This window comes from Micromonospora sp. FIMYZ51, from assembly GCF_038246755.1.
Lineage (GTDB): Bacteria > Actinomycetota > Actinomycetes > Mycobacteriales > Micromonosporaceae > Micromonospora.
Map to the genome: position 1 here is coordinate 3415182 of NZ_CP134706.1, position 24668 is coordinate 3439849.

The 24668-nt window shown below is 69.9% G+C and carries 20 protein-coding genes and 1 pseudogene; 16 read left to right on the forward strand and 5 right to left on the reverse strand.

The window, feature by feature from the left end:
* The first annotated feature begins 1 nt into the window (after position 1).
* Both QQG74_RS15490 and QQG74_RS15495 read left to right on the forward strand, forming a co-directional pair.
* Positions 2-1150, forward strand: a complete 1149-nt coding sequence (locus QQG74_RS15490) for a serine hydrolase domain-containing protein (protein ID WP_341720991.1) — start codon at positions 2-4, stop codon at positions 1148-1150.
* A gap of 89 nt (positions 1151-1239) precedes the next feature.
* Positions 1240-1695 (forward strand): annotated as a pseudogene (locus tag QQG74_RS15495) (inositol monophosphatase family protein); the annotation flags it as partial.
* 14 nt (positions 1696-1709) lie between these two features.
* On the opposite strand, the gene QQG74_RS15500 reads toward QQG74_RS15495, so the two are convergent.
* Both QQG74_RS15500 and QQG74_RS15505 read right to left on the reverse strand, forming a co-directional pair.
* Positions 1710-2171 carry a VOC family protein gene (locus tag QQG74_RS15500; RefSeq protein WP_341720992.1) on the reverse strand — a complete coding sequence of 154 codons (462 nt, stop codon included), beginning with the start codon at positions 2169-2171 and terminating at the stop codon, positions 1710-1712.
* Between the two features lie 68 nt (positions 2172-2239).
* A complete protein-coding gene (locus QQG74_RS15505) occupies positions 2240-2506 on the reverse strand; it encodes a hypothetical protein (protein WP_341720993.1) in 267 nt (88 codons plus the stop codon).
* A 313-nt stretch (positions 2507-2819) separates the two neighbouring features.
* Between QQG74_RS15505 and QQG74_RS15510 the strand changes: the two genes are divergently transcribed.
* The 6 genes from QQG74_RS15510 (at position 2820) to QQG74_RS15535 (ending at position 8924) form a co-directional block, all read left to right on the forward strand.
* On the forward strand, positions 2820-2918 hold the full coding sequence (locus tag QQG74_RS15510; RefSeq protein ID WP_341720994.1) for a twin-arginine translocation signal domain-containing protein: 99 nt from the start codon (positions 2820-2822) through the stop codon (positions 2916-2918).
* A 92-nt stretch (positions 2919-3010) separates the two neighbouring features.
* Positions 3011-4075 carry a sugar ABC transporter substrate-binding protein gene (locus QQG74_RS15515; RefSeq protein ID WP_341720995.1) on the forward strand — a complete coding sequence of 355 codons (1065 nt, stop codon included), beginning with the start codon at positions 3011-3013 and terminating at the stop codon, positions 4073-4075.
* On the forward strand, positions 4072-5613 hold the full coding sequence (locus tag QQG74_RS15520; protein ID WP_341720996.1) for a sugar ABC transporter ATP-binding protein: 1542 nt from the start codon (positions 4072-4074) through the stop codon (positions 5611-5613). The genes QQG74_RS15515 and QQG74_RS15520 overlap by 4 nt, the downstream gene beginning before the upstream one ends.
* Positions 5606-6643, forward strand: coding sequence for an ABC transporter permease (locus tag QQG74_RS15525; RefSeq protein WP_341720997.1), 1038 nt, complete (start codon positions 5606-5608; stop codon positions 6641-6643). Before QQG74_RS15520 ends, QQG74_RS15525 begins: the two co-directional genes overlap by 8 nt.
* A 74-nt stretch (positions 6644-6717) precedes the next feature.
* On the forward strand, positions 6718-8043 hold the full coding sequence (locus tag QQG74_RS15530; RefSeq protein ID WP_341720998.1) for an enolase C-terminal domain-like protein: 1326 nt from the start codon (positions 6718-6720) through the stop codon (positions 8041-8043).
* Positions 8040-8924 carry an amidohydrolase family protein gene (locus QQG74_RS15535; protein ID WP_341720999.1) on the forward strand — a complete coding sequence of 295 codons (885 nt, stop codon included), beginning with the start codon at positions 8040-8042 and terminating at the stop codon, positions 8922-8924. Before QQG74_RS15530 ends, QQG74_RS15535 begins: the two co-directional genes overlap by 4 nt.
* An 84-nt stretch (positions 8925-9008) precedes the next feature.
* Here the strand turns inward: QQG74_RS15535 and QQG74_RS15540 are convergent, their stop codons facing one another.
* Positions 9009-9704 (reverse strand): FadR/GntR family transcriptional regulator, encoded by a 696-nt coding sequence (locus QQG74_RS15540; protein WP_341721000.1) that lies wholly within the window; start codon positions 9702-9704, stop codon positions 9009-9011.
* 161 nt (positions 9705-9865) lie between these two features.
* On the opposite strand from QQG74_RS15540, the gene QQG74_RS15545 reads away from it, so the two are divergent.
* The 4 genes from QQG74_RS15545 to QQG74_RS15560 all read left to right on the forward strand — a co-directional run bounded on the left by QQG74_RS15545 (position 9866) and on the right by QQG74_RS15560 (position 15487).
* The gene (locus QQG74_RS15545) at positions 9866-10891 is read left to right on the forward strand and encodes an alcohol dehydrogenase catalytic domain-containing protein (RefSeq protein ID WP_341721001.1); all 1026 of its coding nucleotides are present in this window, start codon (positions 9866-9868) and stop codon (positions 10889-10891) included.
* Positions 10888-11649 (forward strand): SDR family oxidoreductase, encoded by a 762-nt coding sequence (locus QQG74_RS15550; RefSeq protein ID WP_341721002.1) that lies wholly within the window; start codon positions 10888-10890, stop codon positions 11647-11649. Before QQG74_RS15545 ends, QQG74_RS15550 begins: the two co-directional genes overlap by 4 nt.
* Positions 11650-11663: 14 nt before the next feature.
* Entirely contained in the window at positions 11664-12167 is a 504-nt protein-coding gene (locus QQG74_RS15555; protein WP_341721003.1) for a hypothetical protein, read from the forward strand.
* A 320-nt stretch (positions 12168-12487) separates the two neighbouring features.
* Entirely contained in the window at positions 12488-15487 is a 3000-nt protein-coding gene (locus tag QQG74_RS15560; RefSeq protein ID WP_341721004.1) for a glycoside hydrolase family 95 protein, read from the forward strand.
* An 88-nt stretch (positions 15488-15575) separates the two neighbouring features.
* Here QQG74_RS15560 and QQG74_RS15565 read toward each other — a convergent pair whose 3' ends face one another.
* Positions 15576-16886 (reverse strand): hypothetical protein, encoded by a 1311-nt coding sequence (locus tag QQG74_RS15565; protein ID WP_341721005.1) that lies wholly within the window; start codon positions 16884-16886, stop codon positions 15576-15578.
* Between the two features lie 446 nt (positions 16887-17332).
* Between QQG74_RS15565 and chvE the strand changes: the two genes are divergently transcribed.
* From chvE to QQG74_RS15585, 4 genes are all read left to right on the forward strand, one after another.
* A complete protein-coding gene (chvE, locus tag QQG74_RS15570) occupies positions 17333-18466 on the forward strand; it encodes a multiple monosaccharide ABC transporter substrate-binding protein (protein ID WP_341721006.1) in 1134 nt (377 codons plus the stop codon).
* Between the two features lie 97 nt (positions 18467-18563).
* The gene (mmsA, locus tag QQG74_RS15575) at positions 18564-20102 is read left to right on the forward strand and encodes a multiple monosaccharide ABC transporter ATP-binding protein (RefSeq protein WP_341721007.1); all 1539 of its coding nucleotides are present in this window, start codon (positions 18564-18566) and stop codon (positions 20100-20102) included.
* Complete coding sequence (gene mmsB, locus QQG74_RS15580) at positions 20099-21349, forward strand: multiple monosaccharide ABC transporter permease (protein WP_341721008.1); 1251 nt, start codon at positions 20099-20101, stop codon at positions 21347-21349. The genes mmsA and mmsB overlap by 4 nt, the downstream gene beginning before the upstream one ends.
* 116 nt (positions 21350-21465) lie before the next feature.
* Positions 21466-22689 carry an ROK family transcriptional regulator gene (locus QQG74_RS15585; RefSeq protein ID WP_341721009.1) on the forward strand — a complete coding sequence of 408 codons (1224 nt, stop codon included), beginning with the start codon at positions 21466-21468 and terminating at the stop codon, positions 22687-22689.
* A gap of 139 nt (positions 22690-22828) precedes the next feature.
* On the opposite strand, the gene QQG74_RS15590 is transcribed toward QQG74_RS15585, so the two are convergent.
* The gene (locus QQG74_RS15590; RefSeq protein ID WP_341721010.1) at positions 22829-24478 is read right to left on the reverse strand and encodes a ricin-type beta-trefoil lectin domain protein; all 1650 of its coding nucleotides are present in this window, start codon (positions 24476-24478) and stop codon (positions 22829-22831) included.
* Positions 24479-24668: the final 190 nt, after the last annotated feature.

Sequence of the window (24668 nt, forward strand, 5' to 3'; positions counted from 1 at the left end):
GTTGACCGACCCGCAGATCCACGGCGTTGTCGACGACGGCTTCGGCCCGGTCGCCGACGTGTTCCGGGACAACTTCGCCCACCGTGGGGAGGTGGGCGCCGCGGTCGCCGTCTACCTGCGCGGACGCAAGGTCGTCGACCTGTACGGCGGACTGGCCGACCCGCGCTCCGGCCGCCCCTGGACCACCGACACGCCCGCCGTCGTCTTCTCCGTCACCAAGGGGATCATGGCGATCTGCGCGTACCTGCTGGTGCAGCAGGGCCGGCTCGACCTGGACGCGCCGGTGACCCGCTACTGGCCCGAGTTCGGCCAGCACGGCAAGGCGGAGATCCCGGTCCGTTGGCTGCTCACCCACCAGGCTGGCCTACCGGCGCTGGACAAGCCGTTCACCCGCGAGGAGGTGCTCGCCTGGGACCCGGTGATCGAGGCGATCGAGGCACAGGCCCCGCTGTGGAAGCCGGGTACGGCGCACAGCTACCACCCGATCACCTACGGCTGGCTGATCGGTGAGGTGATCCGCCGGATCACCGGGGAACTGCCCGGTGCCTTCTTCGCCCGTTCCCTCGCCGAGCCACTTGGCCTGCGTACCTGGATCGGTCTGCCGGCGACCGAACGCGACGCGGTGGCCTGGATGCTGGCACCGATCGGTGACCTCGGCCCGGAGAGCGACCCGGTCGCCGATCGCGGGATCACCATGGGCGGCGCCTTCGCCTTCCCCGCCGACGAGAACGGCCTGGTCAGCTTCAACGACCCGGCCATCCAGGCGGCCCAGATCCCGGGCGCGGGCGCGGTCAGCACCGCCGAGAGCCTGGCCCGCCTCTACGCCGCCTGCGTCTCCGAGACCGGCACACCACGGCTGCTCAGCACCGCCACCGTCGACGACGCGATCACCGTCCGCGCCGCCGGCCAGCAGGTGTACGGGCATCCCGACGCCGGGCACCGCTGGGGCACCGGATTCCTCGTGCACTCGCAGCCCCGCCCGATGCTCGGCGAGCGCAGTTTCGGTCACGACGGCGCGGGCGGGCACCTGGCCTTCGGTGACGACACCCACCAGGTCGGCTTCGGTTACGTCGTGAACCAGATGGGTGGCGTGGACGACGAGCGGGCCAACCTGCTCAGCGCCGCGGTGCGGGACTGCCTGGCCGGATAGGGTCGCCCGCTGGCGGGACACGGTGCCCGAAGCACGCCTCGGCGGGCACCGTGCACGCCTACCTGGCTTTTCCTTCTTCCTCCACCCAGGAGGTCTTCTGGGCCGACGAGTCCGGCGCCAACGTGCGGCGAGCCGGTGTGGACGAGCGGTTGACTCCGTCGGCGCGGTCGCGGTTGGTGGACGTCAATCTCGATCCGCCGTTTCCCAACGAGCCGGCGTTCCGGGCCAGCCGGCTGCTGGCCGACGAGGAGTTCGTCGCGCGCTTCCACCCGCGGGTCGTGTCGACCACGCTGGCGGTGGCGTGGGTCGCCGCCGGCCGGCGGGCGGGATATGTGACCGACGGACAGCAGCGCGACAGCGTGCACTTCGCCGCCGGCATCGCCCTCTGCGAGGCGGCCGGCTGCGTGGTGACCGGGCTCGACGGCCAGCCCTGGCACCGCGGCGTCGGCGGTCTCGTCGTGGCGGCCGACGCGCAAACCCACGCGCAACTGGTGGTGCTCGTCCGGCGGCAGCGGAACGACCGCCACGGGCCGCCGGGACCGTGACCGTCGACGGCCCGTCAGTCGAGGCAGAACTCGTTGCCCTCGGGGTCGGTCAGCACGATGAAGCCGGCCTCGAACGGCGGCGCGGGGTCGACCCGGCGCAGCCGCGTGGCGCCCAGCGCGACGAGCCGCTCGCACTCGGCCTCCAGCGCCACCATCCGTTCCGCGCCCACAAGCCCGGGAGCCACCCGTACGTCGAGGTGGAGGCGGTTCTTGACGACCTTGTCCTCCGGCACCTGCTGGAAGAACAGCCGTGGCCCGTGACCGTCGGGATCCTCGATGGCCGACCGGGTGTTGCGCTCCTCCGGCGGTACGCCGAGCCCGGCGAGGAACTCGTCCCACGCGGCCAGCGGGTCAGCGCCGTCGGGCAGGTCGACGCCGGGCGGGCCGGGATGCACGTAACCGAGTGCCGCCCGCCAGAATGACGACAGCGCCTTCGGATCGTGGGCGTCGAAGGTGACCTGGATGTGCCGGCTCATCGGGTTGCTCCAATCGGTTGCGCGTCCGGAAGCCACCCTGCCACCCGGGACCGACAGAACCGGCGCGATCAGACCGGGTAGCCGGGGTCGGCGACCGTCTCGGCGATGCGGCTGAGCCAGTGCAGATCGTTGGTTCTGGCTTGCGGACTGGTATCGGGGTCGAGGATGGTGCCAACAAACTCGGCCGCGTCGTCGAGGTGCCGATCGCTGCGGTGGTAGCTCAGCCGGCGGGCCAGATCGCGCCCGCGACCCGGCCGCGAGCCGTGCTGGGGGTCGCCAGCGCGACCAGCGAAACAAGCTGGCAATCTCAGAGCTATCGATGTTAACGTTCCCATGGCGTCCCTGCGTGCGACGTGTCGCCTCGGCCGGCAGCCTGATGTGACCGCCAACATCGGGTGGTTCACCGGGGCGGCGCTCGCCCCTTCTTGACGCTCGGACGAGCCGCGCTGGCAGCCCTCACCTCGGGCCGCGCATTCATCTGATGTGTCGCGTGCCGAGGTGTCCACCGAATCGGGAAGCCTCCCGGATTTCCCGGGGCATATCCCTTGTTGAGGCGTTGACGTTACATGCCTGCTACCCCTAACGTCTGACGTCTAACGCGCGTGAGCTCCACCACCCCCGCCATTCCCGCGTTTTGGAGGGATCGCCATGTCCCGTCCCCCTGTCACCCGTCGTGCGCTGATGGCCGCCCTCGGCGCGGGTGGGGCCGCAGCCACGGTCCTGCTCTGGACCGGCACCACCGCCTGAACCTCTCGCAGGCGCCTCCGACGCGTGCATCGCCGGGATCCGTCCCGGCGGCACGCGTCGGATCACTTCCTGGAATATATGGAGGATCTTCGATGAAGCATAACGCTCTGTTGAGCGTCGGGCTCACCGTGCTGCTCGGCGCTTCGGCCACCTTCGCGGCCGGCTGCGGTGCCGGCTCGAACGAAGGCGGATCGGGCGACTCCCAGGTCATCGGCGTGGACTACCCCCGCTCCGACACCGACTTCTGGAACTCCTACATCAAGTACATCCCGCAGTTCGCCGACGAGTTGGGCGTCGAGATCAAGACCACCAACTCGCAGAACGACATCGCCAACCTCATCTCGAACACCCAGACCTTCATCAGCCAGGGCGTCAAGGGGGTGGTGATGGCGCCGCAGGACACCGCCGCCATCGCGCCTACCCTGTCCCAACTGGAGAGCAAGAAGATCCCGGTGGTCACCATCGACACCCGGCCGGACACCGGCAACGTCTTCATGGTCGTCCGCGCCGACAACCGCGCCTACGGCATCAAGGCGTGCCAGTTCCTCGGCACCAAGCTCGGTGGCAAGGGCAAGGTCGTGATGCTTCAGGGCGGCCTGGACTCGATCAACGGTCGGGACCGTACCGAGGCGTTCAACGAGTGCATGCAGAAGGAGTTCCCCGGCATCACCGTCTTCGGCGAGGCCACCGACTGGAAGGCCGACGTGGCGGCGTCGAAGCTACAGACCCGGTTCGCGTCGGACCCGGACATCAAGGGCATCTACATGCAGTCGTCGTTCGCGCTGTCGGGCACGCTCCAGATCCTCAAGCAGCGGGGCCTTCAGGTGCCGCCGAGCGACCCGAAACACGTCTTCGTGGTCTCCAACGACGGCATCCCCGAGGAACTGAAGAACATCGGCGAGGGGCTTATCGACGCCACCGTCAGCCAGCCGGCCGACCTCTACGCCAAGCACGGCCTGGCGTACGTGCAGGCGGCGATCGAGGGCAAGACGTTCCAGCCCGGCCCGACCGAGCACGGCAGCAACATCATCCAGGTGCGCGACGGGCTGCTGGAGGACCAGTTGCCGGCACCCCTGGTCACGCTTGACGGTGCGCCGATCGCCGGTGAGCCCACCCTGAAGTTCGACGACCCGTCCCTGTGGGGCAACAACGCATGAGCACCGTCCCGCAAGGGCCGAGCGACGGGCTGGCCGGTGCCGACCAGCCCGTCGTGGAGGCCGTGCACATCACCAAGCGATTCGGGTCGACGGTGGCCCTCTCCGACGCCGGAATCATGGTCCGCCGTGGTACGACGCACGCGCTGGTGGGGCGCAACGGGGCCGGAAAGTCGACCCTGGTCAGCATCCTCACCGGGTTGCAGGCCGCCGACGAGGGCGCGGTCGCCTTCGACGGGCGCCCGGCGCCGCCGTTGGGGGACCGTGACGCCTGGCGCAGGCGGGTGGCCTGCGTCTACCAGAAGTCGACGATCATCCCCACGCTCACCGTGGCGGAGAACCTCTTCCTGAACCGGCACGCTCGTGGCCCGGCCGGTCTGATCCGCTGGTCGAGGCTGCGACGCGAGGCGGCGCAGTTGCTGGCGGAGTGGTCGGTCGACGTCGACGTACGCCAGCCCGCCGCGACCCTCTCCGTCGAGCAGCGGCAGTTCGTGGAGATCGCCCGGGCGCTCTCCTTCGGCGCCCGGTTCATCATCCTCGACGAGCCGACCGCCCAGCTCGACGGCGCGGGCATCAACCGGCTGTTCGCCCGGATCCGGGACCTGCGGGCGCAGGGCGTGACGTTCCTGTTCATCAGCCACCACCTCCAGGAGATCTACGAGATCTGCGACCAGGTGACGGTCTTCCGCGACGCCCGGCACATCGTCACCGCCCCGGTGGCACAGCTGAGCCGCCCGGAGTTGGTGGCCGCGATGACCGGTGAGGACGTGACCATGCCCGAGGCCGACCACCGGCCGTTGCCCGCCGACGCGCCGGTGCTGTTGTCGGTGCGCGACCTGGTCACCTCCTCCGGCGCCGAGTTGTCGGTGCAGGCCAGGGCGGGTGAGGTGGTAGGCATCGCGGGCGGTGGCGGCAGCGGCAAGGTGGAGGTCGCCGAGGCGATGGTCGGCCTGGCCCGGCCGGCGGGCGGGACGGTCGCCGTCGATGGTCGCGCGCTGCGTCCGGGCAGTGTGCCCGACGCCCTCGACGCCGGCGTGGGGCTGGTGCCGCAGGACCGGCACCGGGAGGGGCTGGTGCCGCTGCTCTCCATCGCCGAGAACGTCACGATGACCGTGCCGGGCCGCGTCGGGCGGCGGGGCCTCATCTCGCCGGCCCGGCGCGACGCCCTGGCCCGGGACACCATCGCCGATCTGGCGATCAAGGCGTCCGGGCCGCACGTGCCGGTCTCCGACCTGTCCGGCGGCAACCAGCAGAAGGTGGTGATGGGTCGGGCGCTGGCCAGTGATCCGAAGCTGCTGGTCCTGATCACCCCGACCGCCGGGGTCGACGTGCGGTCCAAACAGACCCTGCTCGGTGTCGTCGAGGAGGTACGCCGTCGCGGCACCACCGTGCTGGTCGTCTCCGACGAACTCGACGACCTGCGGATCTGTGACCGCGTACTGGTGATGTTCCAGGGGCGGGTCGTCCGCGAGATGGCCCACGGCTGGAGCGACAACGAGCTGGTAGCTGCCATGGAAGGGGTGGATCTCCACCATGTCTGAGACGCTGTCCACCACCGCGCCACCAGCCGCGGCACCGCCACCGGCGGGGCCCGCCTCGCGGACTCTGGCCGTCGCCAGGCTGCGTGACCTGGCCCTGGTACCGGCGATCGTCGCGGTGGCGATCGTCGGGTCGATCATCAGCCCGGTCTTCCTCAGCACCGACAACATCATCAACGTGTTGCAGAGCATGTCGGAGATCGCCATCGTGGTCCTGGCCCAGACCATCGTGCTGATCACCGGCAAGATGGACCTGTCGCTGGAATCCACCTTCGGCCTCGCGCCGGGCATCGCGGCCTGGCTGGTCGTCGACCCGGCACTCACCCGAGGGCTCGGCCTCGACCTGGTGCCGGACGCCTGGGCGGTGCCGGTCGTGCTGCTCGTCGGCGCCCTCGTCGGCGCGTTCAACGGGCTGCTCATCGTCCGCTTCGGCCTCAACGGCTTCATCGTCACCCTGGGCATGCTCATCGTCCTGCGCGGACTGCTCACCGGCATCTCGGGTGGCCAGACCTTCTTCATGCTGCCCGAGTCGATGACCTACCTCGGCTCGGCCAGCTGGGTCGGGGTGCCGGCGTCGATCTGGCTGTCGCTGCTGTTGTTCGCCGGCGGCATCGTGGTCCTCGGCTACACCCGCGCCGGCCGGGCACTGTACGCGATCGGCGGCAACGCCGACGCGGCTCGCGCGGCCGGTATCCGTACCGACCGGGTGCTCTGGATCGCCCTCATCGTGGCCAGCGTGCTCGCGGCACTCGCCGGTCTGCTGATCAGCGGGCGGCTCGCGGCGGTGCCGGCGGCCCAGGGCAGCGGCGCCATCTTCCAGGTCTTCGCGGCGGCGGTGATCGGTGGCGTCAGCCTCAACGGCGGCAAGGGCAGCGTCTTCGGTGCGTTCACCGGCGTCCTGCTGCTCTTCATGATCATCAACGTGTTGACCCTGGCCGGAGTGCCCGCGCAGTGGACGAACTTCCTCAACGGCACCGTCATCCTGGTGGCCCTGGTGGTCTCCCGCATCACCGGAGGCAAGGCACAGACCTAGCCGGCTCGGCCCGCCGGCCGGGCCATCGCACGACAGACGACCATGTTCACCTGTTCAAACCTCCAGGAGCTCCGGTGAGTGAACGCATCTCGGCCGTAGAAACGATCGACGTACGGTTTCCCACGTCCCGGCACCGCGACGGGTCGGACGCGATGAACCCGTTCCCCGACTACTCCGCCGCGTACGTGATCCTGCGGAGCACCGGCGGCGCCGAGGGCCACGGGCTCGTGTTCACCGTGGGCCGGGGCACCGACCTCCAGGTCGCGGCCGTGCAGGCGCTCGCCTCGATGGTGATCGGCCAGCGGGTCGACGAGTTGGTCGCCGACCCGGGTGCGCTGGCCCGCCGGCTCGTCGGGGACAGCCAGATCCGTTGGCTGGGGCCGGAGAAGGGGGTCGTGCACATGGCCGCCGGTGGGCTGGTCAACGCGGTCTGGGATCTCGCCGCCCGGCGGGCCGACAAGCCACTGTGGAAGCTGCTCGCCGACCTCACCCCGGAGCAGTTGGTCGCCCAGGTGGATTTCCGCTACCTGCGAGACGCCCTCACCGAGGACGAGGCGTTGGCGCTGCTGCGGGCCGCTGAGGACGGGCGGGCCGAGCGCGAGCGGCAGCTACGGGCCGAGGGCTATCCGGCGTACACCACGACCCCCGGCTGGCTGGGCTACGACGACGAGAAACTGGCGCGACTCTGCCAGGAGGCGGTCGAGGCCGGGTACCGGCTGATCAAGCTCAAGGTCGGCGGGAACCTGGCCGACGACGTACGCCGGATGGGGATCGCCCGGCGGGCCGTCGGGCCGGACGTGCGCATCGCGGTCGACGCCAACCAGATCTGGGGGGTGCCCGAGGCGATCAGCTGGATGCGTGAGCTGGCCGCGTTCGACCCGTACTGGATCGAGGAACCGACCTCGCCGGACGACGTGCTCGGGCACGCCGCGGTGCGCAAGGCCCTCGCGCCGGTCCGGGTGGCCACCGGCGAGCACGTGCACAACGCGGTCATGTTCAAGCAGTTGCTCCAGGCCGACGCCGTCGACGTGGTGCAGATCGATGCCTGCCGGGTCGCCGGGGTGAACGAGAATCTGGCGATCCTGCTGCTCGCCGCGAAGTTCGGGGTGCCGGTCTGCCCGCACGCCGGGGGAGTGGGGCTGTGCGAGCTGGTGCAGCACCTGGCCATGTTCGACTTCGTCGCGCTCAGCGGCAGCACCGACGACCGGGCCATCGAGTACGTCGACCACCTGCACGAGCACTTCACCGACCCGGCACGCGTCAGCGGCGGGCGTTATCTCGCGCCTGCCGCCCCCGGCATGAGCGCGCAGATCCTGCCCGCCTCGCTGGCCGAGTACCGCTTCCCGGACGGTCCGGAGTGGGCGGGCACGCCCCTCATGGCGGGAGCGCCGACGGCATGATCATCGATGCGCATCATCACCTGTGGCGTCCGGAGCGCGGCTACACCTGGCTTGCGGAACCGGGCCTGGCCGCGATCCGGCGGCCGTTCACCCCGGCGGATCTGATCACCGAGATCACCGCGGCCGGCGTGCACGGCACGGTGCTGGTGGAGGGCGGTCGTTGCCATCCCGACGAGGCGATCGAGTTTCTCGGCTACGCCGCCGACACTCCGCCGATCCTCGGGGTGGTGGCCTGGATCGACGTGGCGGCCGACGACCTGCCCGCCACCATCGAGCGCTACCGCCGGCTGCGCGGCGGTGAGTTGCTGGTCGGGCTGCGCGCCCAGGTGCAGGGCGAGGCGGACCCGGACTACCTCGACCGGTCCGAGGTGCGGCGCGGGCTCGCCGGGATCGCCGCTGCCGGGCTCGCCTTCGACCTGGTGATCCGGGCCGATCAGCTGCCGGCGGCGGGCCGGGCGGCGCGGGCGGTGCCGCAGCTCCGGTTCGTCCTGGACCATCTCGGTAAGCCCCGCATCGACGAGGGTGCCGCCGGGCTGCGGCGGTGGCGCGACTCGTTCGCCGCCCTGGCCGCCAGTCCCAATGTCACCGGCAAGCTCTCCGGTCTGGTCACCGAGGCCGCGCCGGACTGGACGCCGGACGATCTGCGCCCGTTCGTGGAGGTGGCGGTGCAGGAGTTCGGCCCGGATCGTCTGATGTTTGGCTCGGACTGGCCGGTGTGTCTGCTCAGGTCGGACTACCTGGGGGTGCGCCGGGCGTTGGAGGCGGCCCTGCCGTCGTTGACGCAGCGGGAACGGTACGACATCTTCGGCGGCACCGCGCTGCGCAGCTACGAGCTGACCGGGCGGGGTGCCCGCCCCGGACAGTCGGGGGTGTCGGGATGAATCCGACCGTCCTGCCGGCCGGTTGTGCCCGACGTCCCGGCAGTCGGCCGCCGCCCCGGCCCGCCCGACCGCGCCCGGCGGCGGCTACCCGGCCGCCGGCTTGGCGGCGAGCACCGTACGCAGCCATGCCTCGGAGGTGTTGACATGGATCAACGCGCTGGCCTGGGCGAGCAGCTGGTCGCGCGAGCGCAGGGCGAGGTAGATCGCCTGATGTTCGTCGATCGTCTTGTGGGCCGCGTTGCCCTCTATCAGGCCGCGCCACACCCGAGCCCGAAGCGTCCGGCCGGAGAGGCCGTCCAGCAGCGAGGTGAGGGTCTCGTTGCCGGTGGTGGCGACGACGGTGTGGTGGAAGGCGGTGTCGAACTGGATCAGTTTCTCGGCGTCGTCGGCCGCCGCCCGCATGTCCTCCAGGATCTGGCCGATCTCGTCGAGATCGGCGTCGGTCATCCGCAGCGCCGCCAGGCCGGTCGCCATCGGCTCCAGCATCCGGCGTACCTCCATGACCTCCAGGAGGGTGTCGTCACGCAGCAGTTCCACCGCGACGCCGAGCCCTTCCAGCAGCAGCCGGGGGGCGAGACTCGTGACGTACGTCCCGTCGCCGCGCCGCACGTCGAGTACCCGGGCCGATTCAAGCACCTTCACCGCTTCGCGGACCCCGCTGCGCGACAGCCCCATCTGGGCGGCCAGTTGCGGCTCGGGCGGCAACCGCGTCCCCGGCGGCAGCTCGCCGCTCTGGATCATGCTCCGGATCTTCGCGATCGCGTCGTCGGTGAGTGCCATCCACGCCCCCTTCGGACCGGCCAGCCGCGCGCCGCCGGCCTGGGCCCGCCGCCTGCGGTCGGCACCGGCAACCCTCACCACTATAGAGACATCGGACGTTTGCCGGCGACGCGGCTCGCGCACCGGCCGGCCGACGCGAACCGGAACAACGAGGAGACGGCATGAACCGCAGTGCGCAGTACGTCGGCGAGCGGACCTTCGTGGTCGAACAGACCGCCACGGTGCCGCCCGGTCCCGGCGAGGTCCGCATCGACGTCGCGTACACCGGCATCTGCGGCACCGACCTGCACATCGCGCATGGCGCGATGGATCAGCGGGTCCGGGTACCGGCGGTGATCGGCCACGAGATGTCGGGCCGGGTCGCCGAGGTGGGCGCGGGCGTCGCGGCGCACCGGGTCGGTGATCCGGTGACCGTGCTGCCGCTTGACTGGTGCGGCGAGTGTCCCGCCTGCCGCGCCGGCCACACCCACATCTGTCACCGGCTCACCTTCGTCGGCATCGACTCGCCCGGTTCGTTGCAGCGATCCTGGACGGTGCCGGCGCGGCTGCTGGTGCCGCTGCCCGGGGACCTGCCGCTGGCACACGGCGCGCTTGTCGAACCGACTGCGGTGGCCGTGCACGACGTACGGCGGTCCCGGCTCGTCGCCGGTGAGCACGCCGTGGTCATCGGGGCCGGCCCGGTCGGTCTGCTCATCGGCACGGTCGCCCGGCAGACCGGTGCCGCGGTGACCGTGCTCGAACTCGACCCGGATCGTCGTGCGCTCGCCGCCGAGCTGGGACTCGACGCGGTGGACCCGGCAACGGTCGACGCGGCCCGCTACGTCCAGGAGGCCACCGCAGGTGCCGGCGCCGACGTGGTGTTCGAGGTCTCCGGCTCGGCGGCCGGCGTCCGCGCCGCCACCGACCTGCTCGCCGTACGTGGCCGGCTGGTCGTCGTGGCGATCCACCCCACCCCGCGCGAGGTGGACCTGCACCGGATCTTCTGGCGCGAGCTGGAGGTGATCGGGGTACGCGTCTACCAGCGCGAGGACTACGCCGAGGCGGTCCGCCTGGTGCAGGGCGGGCAGGTGCCGGCGGACCGGCTGATCACCCGGATCGTGCCGCTGGACGAGGTGTCGCAGGCGTTCCAGGCCCTCGCCGCCGGGGGCGATGTCAAGGTACTCGTCGACTGTGGAGGAGACGCGTGAACCCGTTCGACCTGACCGATCGGTTGGCCGTGGTGACCGGCTGCCGGCGCGGCATCGGCCTGGCGATGGCCGACGCCCTGGCGGCTGCCGGCGCGGACGTGATCGGGGTGAGCGCCGCACTTGAGGAGCACGGCAGCGAGGTCGCCGAGCGGGTGGCGGCGCACGGCCGCTCGTTCGTGCCGTACCGGGCCGACCTGTCCGACCGCGCCGCCGTCCGCGCGCTCGCCGAGTGGCTCGGCCAGCGGGAGCGGCCGGTGGACATCCTGGTCAACAATGCCGGCACGATCCGCCGTGCCCCGGCCGCCGAACACACCGACGCCGACTGGGACCACGTTCTGGAGGTCGACCTGTCCGCGCCGTTCGTGCTCGCCCGCGAACTCGGTCGGAACATGGTCCAGCGCGGCAGCGGCAAGATCATCTTTACCGCGTCGATGCTGAGTTTCCAGGGCGGGGTGACCGTGCCGGGCTACGCCGCGGCCAAGTCCGGGATCGCCGGCCTGACCCGTGCGCTGGCCAACGAGTGGGCGCGCCACGGGGTGAACGTCAACGCCATCGCGCCCGGCTACATCGGCACGGACAACACCCGGGCGCTGCGCGAGCAGCCGGAGCGCAACCGGGCGATCCTGGAGCGGATCCCGGCCGGGCGCTGGGGTCGCCCCGACGACCTCGCCGGGGTCACCGTCTTCCTCGCCTCCGCCGCGGCCGACTACGTGCACGGCGCCGTCATCCCGGTCGACGGCGGCTGGCTCGCCCGTTGATCGAGGTGATGCGAATGTGCGCGTACGTGCCGGCGGCGGTGGACCTCGCCGCCGCCGTCCTGCGCGCCGACCCGACCCGTACCGTCGCCGCCCTCGCCGAGGATCTCGGTCGGGCGCGTGAGCGCTTTCCCGGCCTGGCGGGGGAGGCGCTGGCCCTGGCCGCCGCCTTCGATCTGGCCTATCGCGACCTGCCCGCCAGCCGGCGGCGGCTGCTCCGCTACCTCGGCCTGCACCCGGGCCCGGAGTTCGACGTCGCCGCAGCCGCCGCCCTGGGCAACCTGACCCTGCTGCATGCCCGGCGAGCCCTGACGGAGCTGCGCGACCGGCGACTGCTCATCGAGACTGGTGGCCGCTTCCGCTTCCCCGACTTCGTCGCCGCGCACGCCCGCCGGCTCGCCGGTGCGGAGCCCGCCGTGCTCCGCGATGCCGCCCTCGACCGGCTCCGCGATGCCGACCGACGTGCCGCCGCGCGGGCCCGTCATCCCCCGGACGGAGGAGCCGCCACGGATCACTACTGACCGCACGCCCTGGCGTCCAATCCACCGATTACATCTGATGAATCAGGGGGAACTCGGCGCTGGCTCCGACGTGTCGCCTCGGTGGGATTTGTCGAACGACTGGGTTGAACTCGCTGGCGAATGCTTGTGGGTCGCCGCAGCATGCGACGACTTTTCCAGCTCAAGGGGCTCGCGGACGGTCGCCTCGCGACCCATGAATTGACCATTGCCTATCCCGGGAGGCGGCGGTAACATTCGCGAAACACATCATATGTCTGGTTGCCTGCTGGCGGGCAGTGGGTGCTTCGGGTGGCCGGATCGATTCACCGGTTGGAGGATCGATGTCAGACCTGACCCGACGGCAGGCCCTACAGATCGGCGCGGCGGGCGCGGGTGGCGCCCTGCTGCCGCTGCCATGGACCGCCGCGGCCCGAGCGGACACGGCGGCACCACCACAGGTGCTGGCCGCCGGTGACCTGGCGCTCTGGTACGACCGGTCCGCCGGTACGGACTGGCTGCGGGCGTTGCCGATCGGCAACGGCCGGCTCGGCGCCATGGTGTTCGGCAACACCGACACGGAACGCCTACAGCTCAACGAGGACACCGTCTGGGCCGGCGGACCGCACGAGCCGAGCAACCCGCGCGGCCTGGGCGCGCTGGCGGAGATCCGGCGACTGGTCTTCGCCAACCAGTGGACCCAGGCCCAGAACCTGATCAATCAGAACATGCTCGGCAACCCGGTCGGTCAGTTGGCGTACCAGACCGTCGGCAACCTCCGGCTGGCCTTCCCCGCCGGCAGCGCCGGGCAGTACCACCGGCAACTGGACCTGACCACCGCGACCACCTCGGTGTCGTACGTGACGAACGGGGTGCGCTACCAGCGCGAGGTGTTCGCCAGCGCGCCGGACCAGGTGATCGCGATGCGGCTGACGGCCGACCGGACCGGCTCGATCACCTTCACCGCCACGTTCGACAGCCCGCAGCGGACCTCGGTCTCCAGCCCGGACGGCGCCACGATCGCCCTGGACGGTGTCTCCGGCAACCAGGAGGGCGTCACCGGCCAGGTCCGGTTCCTCGCCCTGGCTCACGCCACCGTCAGCGGCGGCACGGTGACCAGTTCCGGTGGCACCCTGCGGGTCACCGGCGCCAACAGCGTGACCCTGCTGGTCTCCATCGGCTCCAGCTACGTCAACTACCGCAATGTCGGCGGCGACTACCAGGGCATCGCGCGGCGGCAGCTCACCGCCGCCCGGGCCAGCAGCTACGACCAACTGCGCGCCCGGCATGTCGCCGACTACCAGGCGCTGTTCGGGCGGGTCAGCCTCGACCTGGGGCGCACCTCCGCCGCCGACCAGCCGACCGACGTACGCATCGCCCAGCACAACAGCGTCAACGACCCGCAGTTCTCCGCGTTGTTGTTCCAGTTCGGCCGGTACCTGCTGATCTCCTCCTCGCGTCCCGGCACCCAGCCGGCCAACCTCCAGGGCATCTGGAACGACTCGCTGACCCCGGCCTGGGACTCGAAGTACACGATCAACGCCAACCTGCCGATGAACTACTGGCCGGCCAACACCACGAACCTGTCCGAGTGCCACGCGCCGGTATTCGACATGGTCAGAGACCTCGCGGTCAGCGGGGCCCGCACCGCGCAGGTGCAGTACGGCGCCGGTGGCTGGGTCACCCACCACAACACCGACGCCTGGCGGGCCACCTCGGTGGTCGACGGTGCGTTCTGGGGCATGTGGCAGACCGGCGGCGCCTGGCTGGCCACCCTGATCTGGGACCACTACCTCTTCACCGGTGACGTCGAGTTCCTCCGGGCGAACTACCCCGCGATGAAGGGTGCCGCCCAGTTCTTCCTCGACACGCTGGTGACCGAGCCGAGCCTCGGTTACCTGGTGACCAACCCGTCGAACTCGCCGGAACTCGGACACCACCCGGACGCCAGTGTCTGCGCCGGGCCCACAATGGACAACCAGATCCTGCGGGACCTCTTCGACGGGTGTGCCCGGGCGAGCGAGATCCTGAACGTCGACGCCACCTTCCGGGCCCAGGTGCGGGCCACCCGGGATCGGCTCGCGCCGAACCGGATCGGCTCGCGCGGCAACATCATGGAGTGGCTCTACGACTGGACGGAGACCGAGCGCAATCACCGGCACGTCTCGCACCTGTACGGGCTGGCGCCCAGCAACCAGATCACCAGGCGCGGCACTCCGCAGCTGTTCGAGGCGGCCCGGCGCACGCTGGAGATCCGTGGCGACGACGGCACGGGCTGGTCGCTGGCCTGGAAAATCAACTTCTGGGCCCGGCTGGAGGAGGGCAACCGCGCCCATGACCTGATCCGCTACCTCGCCACCCCGGCCCGGCTGGCGCCCAACATGTTCGACCTGCACCCACCGTTCCAGATCGACGGCAATTTCGGCGCCACCGCCGGCATCGCGGAGATGCTGCTGCACAGCCACGTCGGCGAACTGCACATCCTGCCGGCGCTGCCGACGGCCTGGCCCACCGGGCAGGTGAGTGGCCTGCGCGCCCGGGGCGGGCACACCGTCGGCATCGCCTGGAGCAACGGTCAGGCCACCGAGGTACTCGTCCGACCGGATCGTGCCGGCACGGTCCGGCTTCGGGGCCGGCTCTTCGCCGGCAACCACACAGTGGTCGACACCACCGACGGCACGCCGGCCCGCACCACCCGGATCGAGACCGACCTCATCGAGGTCACCGTGACGGCCGGCCGCACCTACCGGGTCACCGGCTCCGGGTCCGGCCCGACCACACCGCCGCTGGAGCAGAGCTTCACAAACGCCAGCACCACAAACGACAACAACACCGGTGCCGGCAACTTCGACGGCAACGGCGCCACCCTCTCCGCGCAGGCACTGGCCGCGGCGGGCGTCACCCCGGGCGCCACCGTGAGCCGTAACGGGGTGAACTTCCGCTGGCCGAACGTCGCACCTGGCGGTGCCGACAACGCCATCGCCTCCGGGCAGTCGATCGGTGTGACGGGCACCGGCCGCACCCTCGGCTTCCTGGCCACCGGCACCTACGGTGCCGTGTCGGGCACGGCCGCGGTGGTCTACGCCGACGGCAGCCGGCAGACCTTCACGCTGAGCACCCCCGACTGGTACGGCGGGCCGCACGCCGGTGCCACCGCCGCCATCGTGATGGCGTACCAGAACCGGCCTGGAAACCAGCGGCAGAACGTCTCCGCCTGTATCTACTACGTGGGGGTGGGGTTGCAGAACAAACCGGTGGCCCGGGTCGAGCTGCCCAACATCAGCGCGCGTCCCGCAGCCAACGTACCGACCATGCACATCTTCGCGATCGCGATCGGCGGCTGACGCCGGACCGCACGCGACGGTTGACGAACCGGGGCGGGTCGGCCGGATCCACGAAGGACCGGCCGACCCGCCCCGGTGTGCCGGACCGTCAGCCCTTTCGCTGGGCCAGCAGCCACTTGAGGATGCTCTGGTCCTCGTAGGTCGGGCCGTAGGCCGCGTGGTAGTCGGGAAGCGAGAAGACGTCGTTGCCGTACTCGGTGTAGTGCAGCAGCGTGGCGATCTGCTCGGGGGTCTTGCCCCGCGCCTCGTACGCCGAACGCAGCGCGCTGTGGGAACCACGCGCGAGCGAGATGTTGAGCAGGTGGTCGTTGACGCCGTGGGTGATCCAGAGCGGGACCTCGCCGGCGGCGATGGCCGTCGCCTGCGCGGCGCTGAGCTGGAAACCGCCGGTGACCAGGCCGGCGGTGAACAGGTCGGGACGCTTGGCGAACGCCTCCCACAGCAGCCGCGAGCCGTACGAGACGGTGGTGGCGTACACCCGCCCGGTGTCCACCGCGAAGTCCTTGCTGAACTGCTCGACCAGCTTGATCAGCAGGTCGCCCTCGGCGGGCAGGCCGACGCGCTGGTTCTGTGGCGCCAGCACGATCACGTCCTCCTGGCTGCCCGTCCAACTGGACTGCAACCAGGCGGTCGCCGGGATGTCGGCGGCGATCTGTACGCCCAGGTTGTCGCCGTCCCAGCCCATGCCGTGCCCGGGCAGCACCACCATCAGCGGGTACTTCTTACCGGGCTGGTAGTTCTTCGGCAGGTGGTAGTGGTACGGCAGCACCAGGCCGGCGTTGAGGTACGAGCCGTACTGGAAGTCGTCGACGAGCAGGTTGACCGCCGGCTCGGTGACGCCCCGCGAGAGCTTCGGGGTGGCCTTGGCCAGCACCGGTCCCTTGCCCTTGCCCTTGCCCGGCTGGGCGTGCACGTCCTTGCGCTGCACCACCTGGGTCGGCAGCTCGGCGTTCACCTTGACGTGGCACAGGAAGGTCGGGCACTTGGAGAGGACGACCGTCCAGCCCAGGTTCTCGTCCGGGTCGAGTTCGACGATGACGTACCGGCCCGGCACCGATCTGCGGTCGGCGCGCGAGGTGGGCGCGTCGTTGGTGTAGGTGTGGGTGATCTTCCGCTCGGCCAGCTTCGGCAGGTCCTCGATCGGGTTGAAGCGGAAGTTGTACGTGGTGTCCGAGACGGCGAAGGTCGAGTTGTCCAGGGTGCGGTCGTTTACCGTCTGGCCGTACTCGACCGCGACGGCGGAGACCTTCTGGCCGTAGGTGTAGACGGTGGTGATCGGGGTGATGCTCTTGATGCCGTCGCTGGGGCCGCCGTGGTCCTTCGACGCGGCGTAGGCCGTGCCGGACGAGGCGAGCGCCAGCACCGTGGCGACGGCGATCAGGCTCCTTCGCAGTCTCATCGGTTCTCCTTGTCGACGTCCGTCTGACCGGACACCCGCTGTCATCGCTTTCGGCGAGCGGTGGTGGGCATGGTGTGGCGGGAACGGTCGCTAAACTGATTTAGCAGAGCATCTGCCCAGGACCGCGTCATGTCAAGACCGCCGAGGGTTCGCCACCCGGCGTGCCGGCGGGGTCGCGGTATGCCACTGACCGTCGCATGTGGTGTATCGTCTCCGTTCGATGGCCGTTCACGATCGGGCTCGCGCGTTCCCCGGCACCGCCCGTCGCCACCGGCCTTGACCTGCGGTGACCTGGCCGAACGGAGGAGCGCTTCGTTCGTTACGAGACCGTGACCGCTGGATTACCAACCAGGTGTTGACCTGGCCAATGTGAGCGCTAACACTTGGCCTCCAAGTGCGACCCGCGCAGCCGATCCGACGGCGCGAGTTCCAGATTGGGGAAGCCAGTGAGCAGAAGAGTCCTGGCCGCTCTCGGCAGCGCCGTACTGGCGCTCAGCCTGGCGGCCTGTAGTGGCGAGGGCGCCGGCAGCGGTGGGAATGACAGCGAGAAGCCCACCGACCTGACCATCGGCGTCTCGATGCCGACCCAGACCTCCGAGCGGTGGATCGCCGACGGCAACTCGGTGAAGGAGAAGCTGGAGGCCAAGGGCTACAAGGTCGACCTCCAGTACGCCGGTGACGACATCCCCACCCAGTCGCAGCAGGTCGACCAGATGATCACGCGCGGCGCCGACGTGCTGATCATCGCGGCCATCGACGGCACCGCGCTCAGCGGCCAGTTGCAGGCGGCGGCCGACGCGAAGATCCCCGTCATCGCCTACGACCGGCTGATCCGGGACAGCCCGAACGTCGACTTCTACGTCAGCTTCGACAACTTCAAGGTCGGTGTCGCGCAGGCCACCGCGTTGCTGGTCGGGCTCGGCGTGCAGAACAAGGACGGCTCGAAGGGCGACGCCAAGGGCCCGTTCAACATCGAGCTCTTCGCCGGCTCGCTTGACGACAACAACGCCCACTTCTTCTTCAACGGCGCGATGGAAACCCTCAAGCCGTTCATCGACGATGGCACGCTGAAGGTCAAGTCGGGACAGACCAAGATCGAGCAGGTGGCGATCCTGCGCTGGCAGCAGGAGGCCGCGCAGAAGCGGATGGAGGACCTGCTGACCTCCAGCTACAACGACGGCGCCAAGGTCAACGGGGTGCTGTCGCCGTACGACGGCCTGTCGCGCGGCATCATCACCGCCCTCCAGAACGCCGGCTACCGCGGCGACGCGATGCCGGTGGTGACCGGGCAGGACGCCGAGATCGCCTCGGTCAAGCTGATCAACGACGGGGTGCAGAACTCCACCATCTTCAAGGACACCCGCCTGCTGGCCGAGCAGGCCGTGGTCGCCGGTGAGGCGTTCCTCCAGGAGAAGCAGCCGGAGGCCAACGACACCGAGACCTACAACAACGGGGTCAAGGTGGTGCCGTCCTTCCTGCTGCCGGTCGAGACCGTCTACAAGGAAGAGATCAAGCCCATCCTGATCGACTCCGGTTACTTCACCGCTGAGGAGGTCGCCGCCGGTCAGGCCAAGAGCTGACCGTGCGCGCCGGGCTCGGCGGCGGTGCCCGCCGCCGAGCCCACCTCCTTTGGCCTGACCATTCTGCCCAGCACGACAAGATCGCAGGACGGTGATCATGGGCGACAACATCCTCGAGATGCGTCGCATCACCAAGACCTTCCCGGGAGTGGCGGCGCTCCAGGACGTCTCGCTCGCCGTGGCGCGTGGCGAGATCCACGCCATCTGCGGTGAGAACGGCGCCGGCAAGTCCACACTGATGAAAGTGCTCTCGGGCGTCTATCCGTCCGGCAGCTACTCCGGCGAGATCCTCCTCGACGGCAAGCCTGTGGACTTCCGCGGCATCCGGGACAGCGAGCAGCACGGCATCGTCATCATCCACCAGGAACTCGCCCTGGTGCCGTACCTGTCGATCGCCGAGAACATCTTCCTCGGCAACGAGCGCCGGGGGCGCAGCGGTCTGATCGACTGGAACCGCACCAACGCCGACGCCGCCGAACTGCTCGCCTCGGTCGGGCTGCACGAGAACCCGGTGACGCCCGTCGTTCAGCTCGGTGTCGGCAAGCAGCAACTGGTGGAGATCGCCAAGGCACTCTCCAAGAAGGTCCGGTTGCTGATCCTGGACGAGCCGACCGCCGCGCTCAACGACGTCGACTCGGCGCACCTGCTCGACCTGATGCGTCGGCTCCGCGACCAGGGCATCACCTGCATCATGATCTCGCACAAGCTGAACGAGATCACCTCGATCGCCGACTCGACCACCGTGCTGCGCGACGGCCGGACGGTGGAACGGCTCGACATGCGCTCGGGCGAGGTGAGCCAGGAACGGATCATCCGGGGCATGGTCGGTCGGGACCTGGACAGCTTCTACCCCGACCGGGTCAGTACGCCGGGCGCGGAGGTGCTGCGCATCGAGAACTGGACCGTACGGCACCCGACGCAGGACCGGCTGGTCGTCGACGGCGCCAGCCTCGACGTACGGGCCGGCGAAGTGGTCGGCATCGCCGGACTGATGGGAGCCGGACGCACCGAACTGGCGATGAGCGTCTTCGGTCGCTCGTACGGCCGGGACATCACCGGCCGGCTGTTCATGCACGGCAAGGAGATCAGGGCACGCTCGGTCGCCGAGGCGATCAACAACGGGATCGCGTACGCGACCGAGGACCGCAAGCGGTTCGGGCTCAACCTCATCGAGGACATCCGGCGCAACGTCTCCTCCGCCGGCCTGCGCAAGCTCGCCCGCTTCGGGTGGGTGCACGACAACGAGGAGACCAAGGTCGCCGAGGCGAGCCGGCGCGACATGAACATCAAGGCGCCGAGCGTGATGGCCGTGGTGGGCAAACTCTCCGGCGGCAACCAGCAGAAGGTCGTCCTGTCGAAGTGGCTCTTCACCGACCCGGACGTACTGATCCTGGACGAGCCGACCCGCGGCATCGACGTCGGCGCCAAGTTCGAGATCTACACGATCATCAACCGGTTGGTCGCGGCCGGCAAGGCCGTCATCATCATCTCCTCGGAACTGCCCGAACTGCTCGGCATGTGCGACCGCATCTACACGCTCTCGGCGGGCCGCATCACCGGCGTGGTACCGGTCGGTGAGGCGACCCAGGAGAAGCTCATGGAACTCATGGCGAAGGACAAGGAACCCGTGCGATGACCAGCACCAAGCCCTCCTCGGTCGCGAAGGGCGAGCCGACCGAGAGCGCACCCGCCGCCGCGCTGCACGTCGGCACCAGCGATCCCCGTACGCTGATCCTGAACAACCTGCGGCAGAGTGGCATCTTCGTCGCCCTCGTCGTCATCGTGGCGCTCTTCGCGTTCCTGACCGACGGTCTATCGCTGAGCCCGGGCAACATCACCAACATCGTCCTTCAGTACTCGTACATCCTCGTGCTCGCCATCGGCATGGTCATCGTGATCATCGGTGGGCACATCGACCTGTCCGTCGGCTCGGTGGTCGCGCTCACCGGCGCGGTCTCCGCCGTGGTCGTCATCCGGCAGGGCCAACCCTGGTGGGTGGGCGTGCTGGCCGCGATCGCGGTCGGGCTCGCGGTCGGCGCATGGCACGGCTTCTGGGTGGCGTACGTCGGCATCCCCGCGTTCATCGTGACCCTGGCCGGCATGCTGCTCTTCCGCGGCCTCACCCTGCGGGTGCTGGACAACATCTCGCTGTCGCCGTTCCCGGCCGAGTACAACCGGATCGCGGCGGGCTTCCTCAACGGACTCATCGGCGGCGACGGCTACGACGCCTTCACCCTGCTCATCGGCGGCATCGCGGTGGCCGGCTACGTGGTGAGCTGCTTCCGCACCCGGGTGGCCCGGATCCGCTACCAGCAGCCCGTCGAGTCGTTCGCGCTCTTCGTCGCCCGGATGGTGCTTGTCGGTGCCGTGGTCATGTGGTTCGCCTGGCAGTTGGCCCACGCCCGGGGGCTGCCGATCGTGCTGATCATCCTCGCCGCCTTGGTGCTGGTCTACGGGCTGCTCACCCGGCGTACCGTCTTCGGTCGGCAGGTGTACGCGATCGGCGGCAACCTCTCCGCGGCGATGCTGTCCGGCGTGAAGGTCAAGACGGTCAACTTCTGGATCTTCGTCAACATGGGCTTCCTGTCCGCGGTGGCGGGCATCATCTTCTCCTCCCGGTCCAACGGCGCGCAGCCGGCGGCCGGCAACATGTTCGAACTGGACGCGATCGCGGCGGCCTTCATCGGCGGTGCGGCCGTCACCGGTGGCGTCGGAACGGTCGTCGGCGCCATGGTCGGCGGGCTCATCATGGCGGTGATGAGCAACGGCATGCAGCTGATGGGCGTGGACCAGTCGATGCAGTCGGTGGTCAAGGGCCTGGTGCTGCTCGTCGCGGTGGCCTTCGACGTCTACAACAAGCGTCGCGCCGGCGCGAGCCGGTGATCGGCTGGCGCGGGCCGGCGGGTGCCAGGCCGGTCCGCGCCTTGACGTCCGGCACCGTGTTGGCGACACTGCCTCCCGTCAACTGTCCGCATCAGCGCTGATGCCGGAGGGTGCGGATGTTGCTCCAGGAGGAGATCCGCCGGCGCAACGCCGGCGCGCTGCTGCGGCACGTCCACCTGGGTGGCCCGGTCTCCCGCGCCGAGCTGGCCGGGCGGATGGGCCTGAACCGCAGCACCATCAAGGCACTCACCGCCGAACTGGCCCGGGTCGATCTGGTGCACGAGGAACCGCCCTCGGACACCGGGCGCGCCGGTCGACCGTCCCTGCTGGTCCGGCCCGCCGCCGACCGGTGCTATGTGCTGGCCTTCGACGTCGCGGTGGATCGGCTGGTCGCCGCCCGGGTCGGGCTGGGCGGGGTGATCCTGGACCGCCGGGAAGCGGTCCGCCCGCGTGCCGGACCCGACCTGCCCCGCGTGGTCGAGGTCCTCGCCCGTTTCGGCCGCCAACTGCATCGCGCGGCGCCGCCGCAGGCGACCTGCGTGGGGCTGGGCGCGTCGTACTGCGGAATGATCCGACCCGGCGATGGGATGGTCCGCTTCGGCCCCGACCTCGGCTGGGTGGACCAGGCGTTCGGGGCCGAACTCGGCCGGCGGCTCGGGCTCGGTCTGCCGGTGGTGGTGGGTAACGAGGCGCATCTCGGCGCCCAGGCCGAGCAGCAGCGCGGTGCCGGCGTCGGCCTCCAGAACCTCATCTACCTGCACGGCGACGTCGGCGTCGGCGGCGGCATCATCGTCGGTGGCCGACTGCTTGGCGGCGACGGCGGCTACGGCTGCGAACTGGGGCACATGGTGGTGAACCCGTACGACGGGCGGCCCTGCGGCTGCGGCTCGTCCGGCTGCCTGGAGGCGGAGGTGGGCGAGCGGGCCCTGCTCGACGCCGCCGGGCGCCCCGCCGAGCAGTTCGGCCGGGCGGCCATCCGGTCCGTGGCCGACGACGCCGACCGGGGCGATCCCGCCGCCCGAGAGGCGTTGCGCCGCATCGGCGACTGGCTCGGCATCGGGGTGGCGAATCTGATCAACCTGTTCAACCCGGGCATGGTGATCTTCGGCGGGATGCTCTGCGACCTGTACCCCGGCGCGGCGGCCCAGGTCCGCAGCCGGATCGCCCGCAACGTGCTCCCGGTCGCCCGGGAGCACGTACGGCTGCGCACCGCGGCGCTCGGCGACGACGCCACCCTCGTCGGCGCCGCCGAACTAGGCTTCGCCGCCCTCCTCGCCGACCCCCTCGGAAAGGAAGGGCCCCTTATTAACGCCTCGTGTAGAGGAGGGGTCCCCTCTTAACATTTCCCGGCACCCCGCCGCCGATCTTGCACTTCCGGTCGTCGGTATGCCTGCTGAGCAGCCGTTGCCGGGACGGAGAGCGCAAGATCGGCGGGGTGCGGGGTGCGGGGTGCGGGGTGCGGGGTGAGGGGTGCGGGAGTTAGGTTCGGCTCCAGCGTTGGTTGGGGGCGGTGTGGCAGTTCCAGACCAGGACTGTGGTGCCGTTGGCGGTGCCGTTGTTGTTGACGTCCAGGCAGAGGTTGGGGAAGCGGACACTGCTGATGGTGCCGTTGCTGTTGAAGGTCCACTGCTGGTTGGTGCCACCGTTGCAGTCCCAGATCTGCACCGGCGTACCGGCGGTGGCGGTCGGGGAGATGTCCAGGCACTTGCCGAGCACCTGGAGCGCCTGACCGTTCTGGGTGAAGCTCTGGTTACTGCCGGTGTGACAGTCCCAGATCAGCGTCGCGGTGCCGTTGGCGGTGCCGCCGTTGTTGACGTCGAGGCATCGGCCGGCCGACTCGCTGCGCAGCCGGAAGGTGGTCGGCGGTGGCGGGTTTGTGGTTCCACCGCCGCTGACCCGGTACACCACGGTGCCGTGCGCCGGCACGCTCGCGGAGATGGTGCCGGTGCTGGTCGAGGTGCCGTTGGTCCAGGCGTCGCGGAGGGTGAAGGAGTTGCCCGACTTGCCGATCGCCGCCGCCGTGGTGGAGACGGTGGTGGTGGAGTTGCCCTGGTTGAACAGGGCCACCGCGACATCCCCGTTGGCCAGCCGCTTGGCCAGCACCCGGCGGGTGCCGTCGTGGGACACCTGTACGGCCTGTAGTGCCAGCGAATCCTGGTTGATGGCGATCAGATTCTGGTTACGCAGGATGTCCAGGGTCGCCGTATTGGCGTTGCGGATGTCGTTACCGGCGATCAACGGGGCCGCCATGATGGCCCAGAGCGCGAAGTGGCTCCGCATCTCGGTGTCGGTCATGCCGCCGTTGCCGACCACGAGCATGTCCGGGTCGTTGAACGAACCCGGCGAGGCGTACGAGGCGATCGGCACGTTGACGTTGACGATGTTCTGGATGCCCATCGGGTAGCCGTTGGTCTGGCCGGTGTTCCACTGGTTGGTGATGTCCTCGGTGGTCCGCCACATGTTGGCGATGTCGCCCCAGTTGCGTTGCGGGCCGGTCTTCTCGTGGATGCTGTTCGGGTTGATGCTGTAGACGATCGGTCGGCCGGTGGCGGCGAGCGCGTCGCGCATCAGGGAGAATCCGGCTATCTGATCGTTTATCGTGCCCCAGGGCGAGCACCAGTCGTACTTGAGGAAGTCCACGCCCCAGGCGGCGAACTGGCGGGCGTCCTGGTATTCGTGTCCGAGGCTGCCGGTCGAGCCGGGCCAGGCCCCGAAGTACTGGGCGCAGGTCTTCTCCCGTGGCACCTGGTAGAGACCGAAGAGCAGGCCACGGGCGTGCAGGTAGTCGCCGAGCGCCTTCATTCCGCTGGGGAAGCGGCCTGCGTGGGCCTGTAGGTTGCCCTGGGCGTCCCGGTTGGGATCGAACCAGCAGTCGTCGACCACGACGTACTTGTAGCCGAGGTCGCGCATGCCGGTGTTGACGATGGCGTCGGCCATCTGCCGGATGAGCGCCTCGTTGATGTTGCAGCCGAAGGTGTTCCAGGTGTTCCATCCCATCGGCGGGGTGCGGGCCACGCCGTTGTTGAGTGCCTGAGCGGGCTTCGGCGAGTGGAAACCGCCGACGACGACTGCGGTGAGCGTCAATGCCACAACGCTCAGGACGGCCAACCATCGTGGTCGTGCGCGCATGTGATCCTCCTCGGATGACAGGGCGGACAGCGGTAAGTGGTCGATGACCGACCGCGGGTTGTGCGAAGAAGCCCGCGGGTCGGAAGGGGGTGGCGGGGCCGGGGTCGCCGGCTTGTCCACGGACGGAGCGACCGGAGTGTGGTGGGGACGCCTACCGCCGGCCCGCCCGCAGGGTCGCGTGGGCCGTCAC

What these genes read in the sequence shown, in the direction of transcription:
- QQG74_RS15500 (WP_341720992.1), bottom strand. Translation starts at nt 2,171, where the DNA reads ATGAGCCGGCACATCCAGGTCACCTTCGACGCCCACGATCCGAAGGCG.
- QQG74_RS15505 (WP_341720993.1), bottom strand. Translation starts at nt 2,506, where the DNA reads ATGGGAACGTTAACATCGATAGCTCTGAGATTGCCAGCTTGTTTCGCT.
- QQG74_RS15510 (WP_341720994.1), top strand. Translation starts at nt 2,820, where the DNA reads ATGTCCCGTCCCCCTGTCACCCGTCGTGCGCTGATGGCCGCCCTCGGC.
- QQG74_RS15515 (WP_341720995.1), top strand. Translation starts at nt 3,011, where the DNA reads ATGAAGCATAACGCTCTGTTGAGCGTCGGGCTCACCGTGCTGCTCGGC.
- QQG74_RS15520 (WP_341720996.1), top strand. Translation starts at nt 4,072, where the DNA reads ATGAGCACCGTCCCGCAAGGGCCGAGCGACGGGCTGGCCGGTGCCGAC.
- QQG74_RS15525 (WP_341720997.1), top strand. Translation starts at nt 5,606, where the DNA reads ATGTCTGAGACGCTGTCCACCACCGCGCCACCAGCCGCGGCACCGCCA.
- QQG74_RS15535 (WP_341720999.1), top strand. Translation starts at nt 8,040, where the DNA reads ATGATCATCGATGCGCATCATCACCTGTGGCGTCCGGAGCGCGGCTAC.
- QQG74_RS15540 (WP_341721000.1), bottom strand. Translation starts at nt 9,704, where the DNA reads ATGGCACTCACCGACGACGCGATCGCGAAGATCCGGAGCATGATCCAG.
- QQG74_RS15545 (WP_341721001.1), top strand. Translation starts at nt 9,866, where the DNA reads ATGAACCGCAGTGCGCAGTACGTCGGCGAGCGGACCTTCGTGGTCGAA.
- QQG74_RS15555 (WP_341721003.1), top strand. Translation starts at nt 11,664, where the DNA reads ATGTGCGCGTACGTGCCGGCGGCGGTGGACCTCGCCGCCGCCGTCCTG.
- QQG74_RS15560 (WP_341721004.1), top strand. Translation starts at nt 12,488, where the DNA reads ATGTCAGACCTGACCCGACGGCAGGCCCTACAGATCGGCGCGGCGGGC.
- QQG74_RS15565 (WP_341721005.1), bottom strand. Translation starts at nt 16,886, where the DNA reads ATGAGACTGCGAAGGAGCCTGATCGCCGTCGCCACGGTGCTGGCGCTC.
- mmsA (WP_341721007.1), top strand. Translation starts at nt 18,564, where the DNA reads ATGGGCGACAACATCCTCGAGATGCGTCGCATCACCAAGACCTTCCCG.
- mmsB (WP_341721008.1), top strand. Translation starts at nt 20,099, where the DNA reads ATGACCAGCACCAAGCCCTCCTCGGTCGCGAAGGGCGAGCCGACCGAG.
- QQG74_RS15585 (WP_341721009.1), top strand. Translation starts at nt 21,466, where the DNA reads ATGTTGCTCCAGGAGGAGATCCGCCGGCGCAACGCCGGCGCGCTGCTG.
- QQG74_RS15590 (WP_341721010.1), bottom strand. Translation starts at nt 24,478, where the DNA reads ATGCGCGCACGACCACGATGGTTGGCCGTCCTGAGCGTTGTGGCATTG.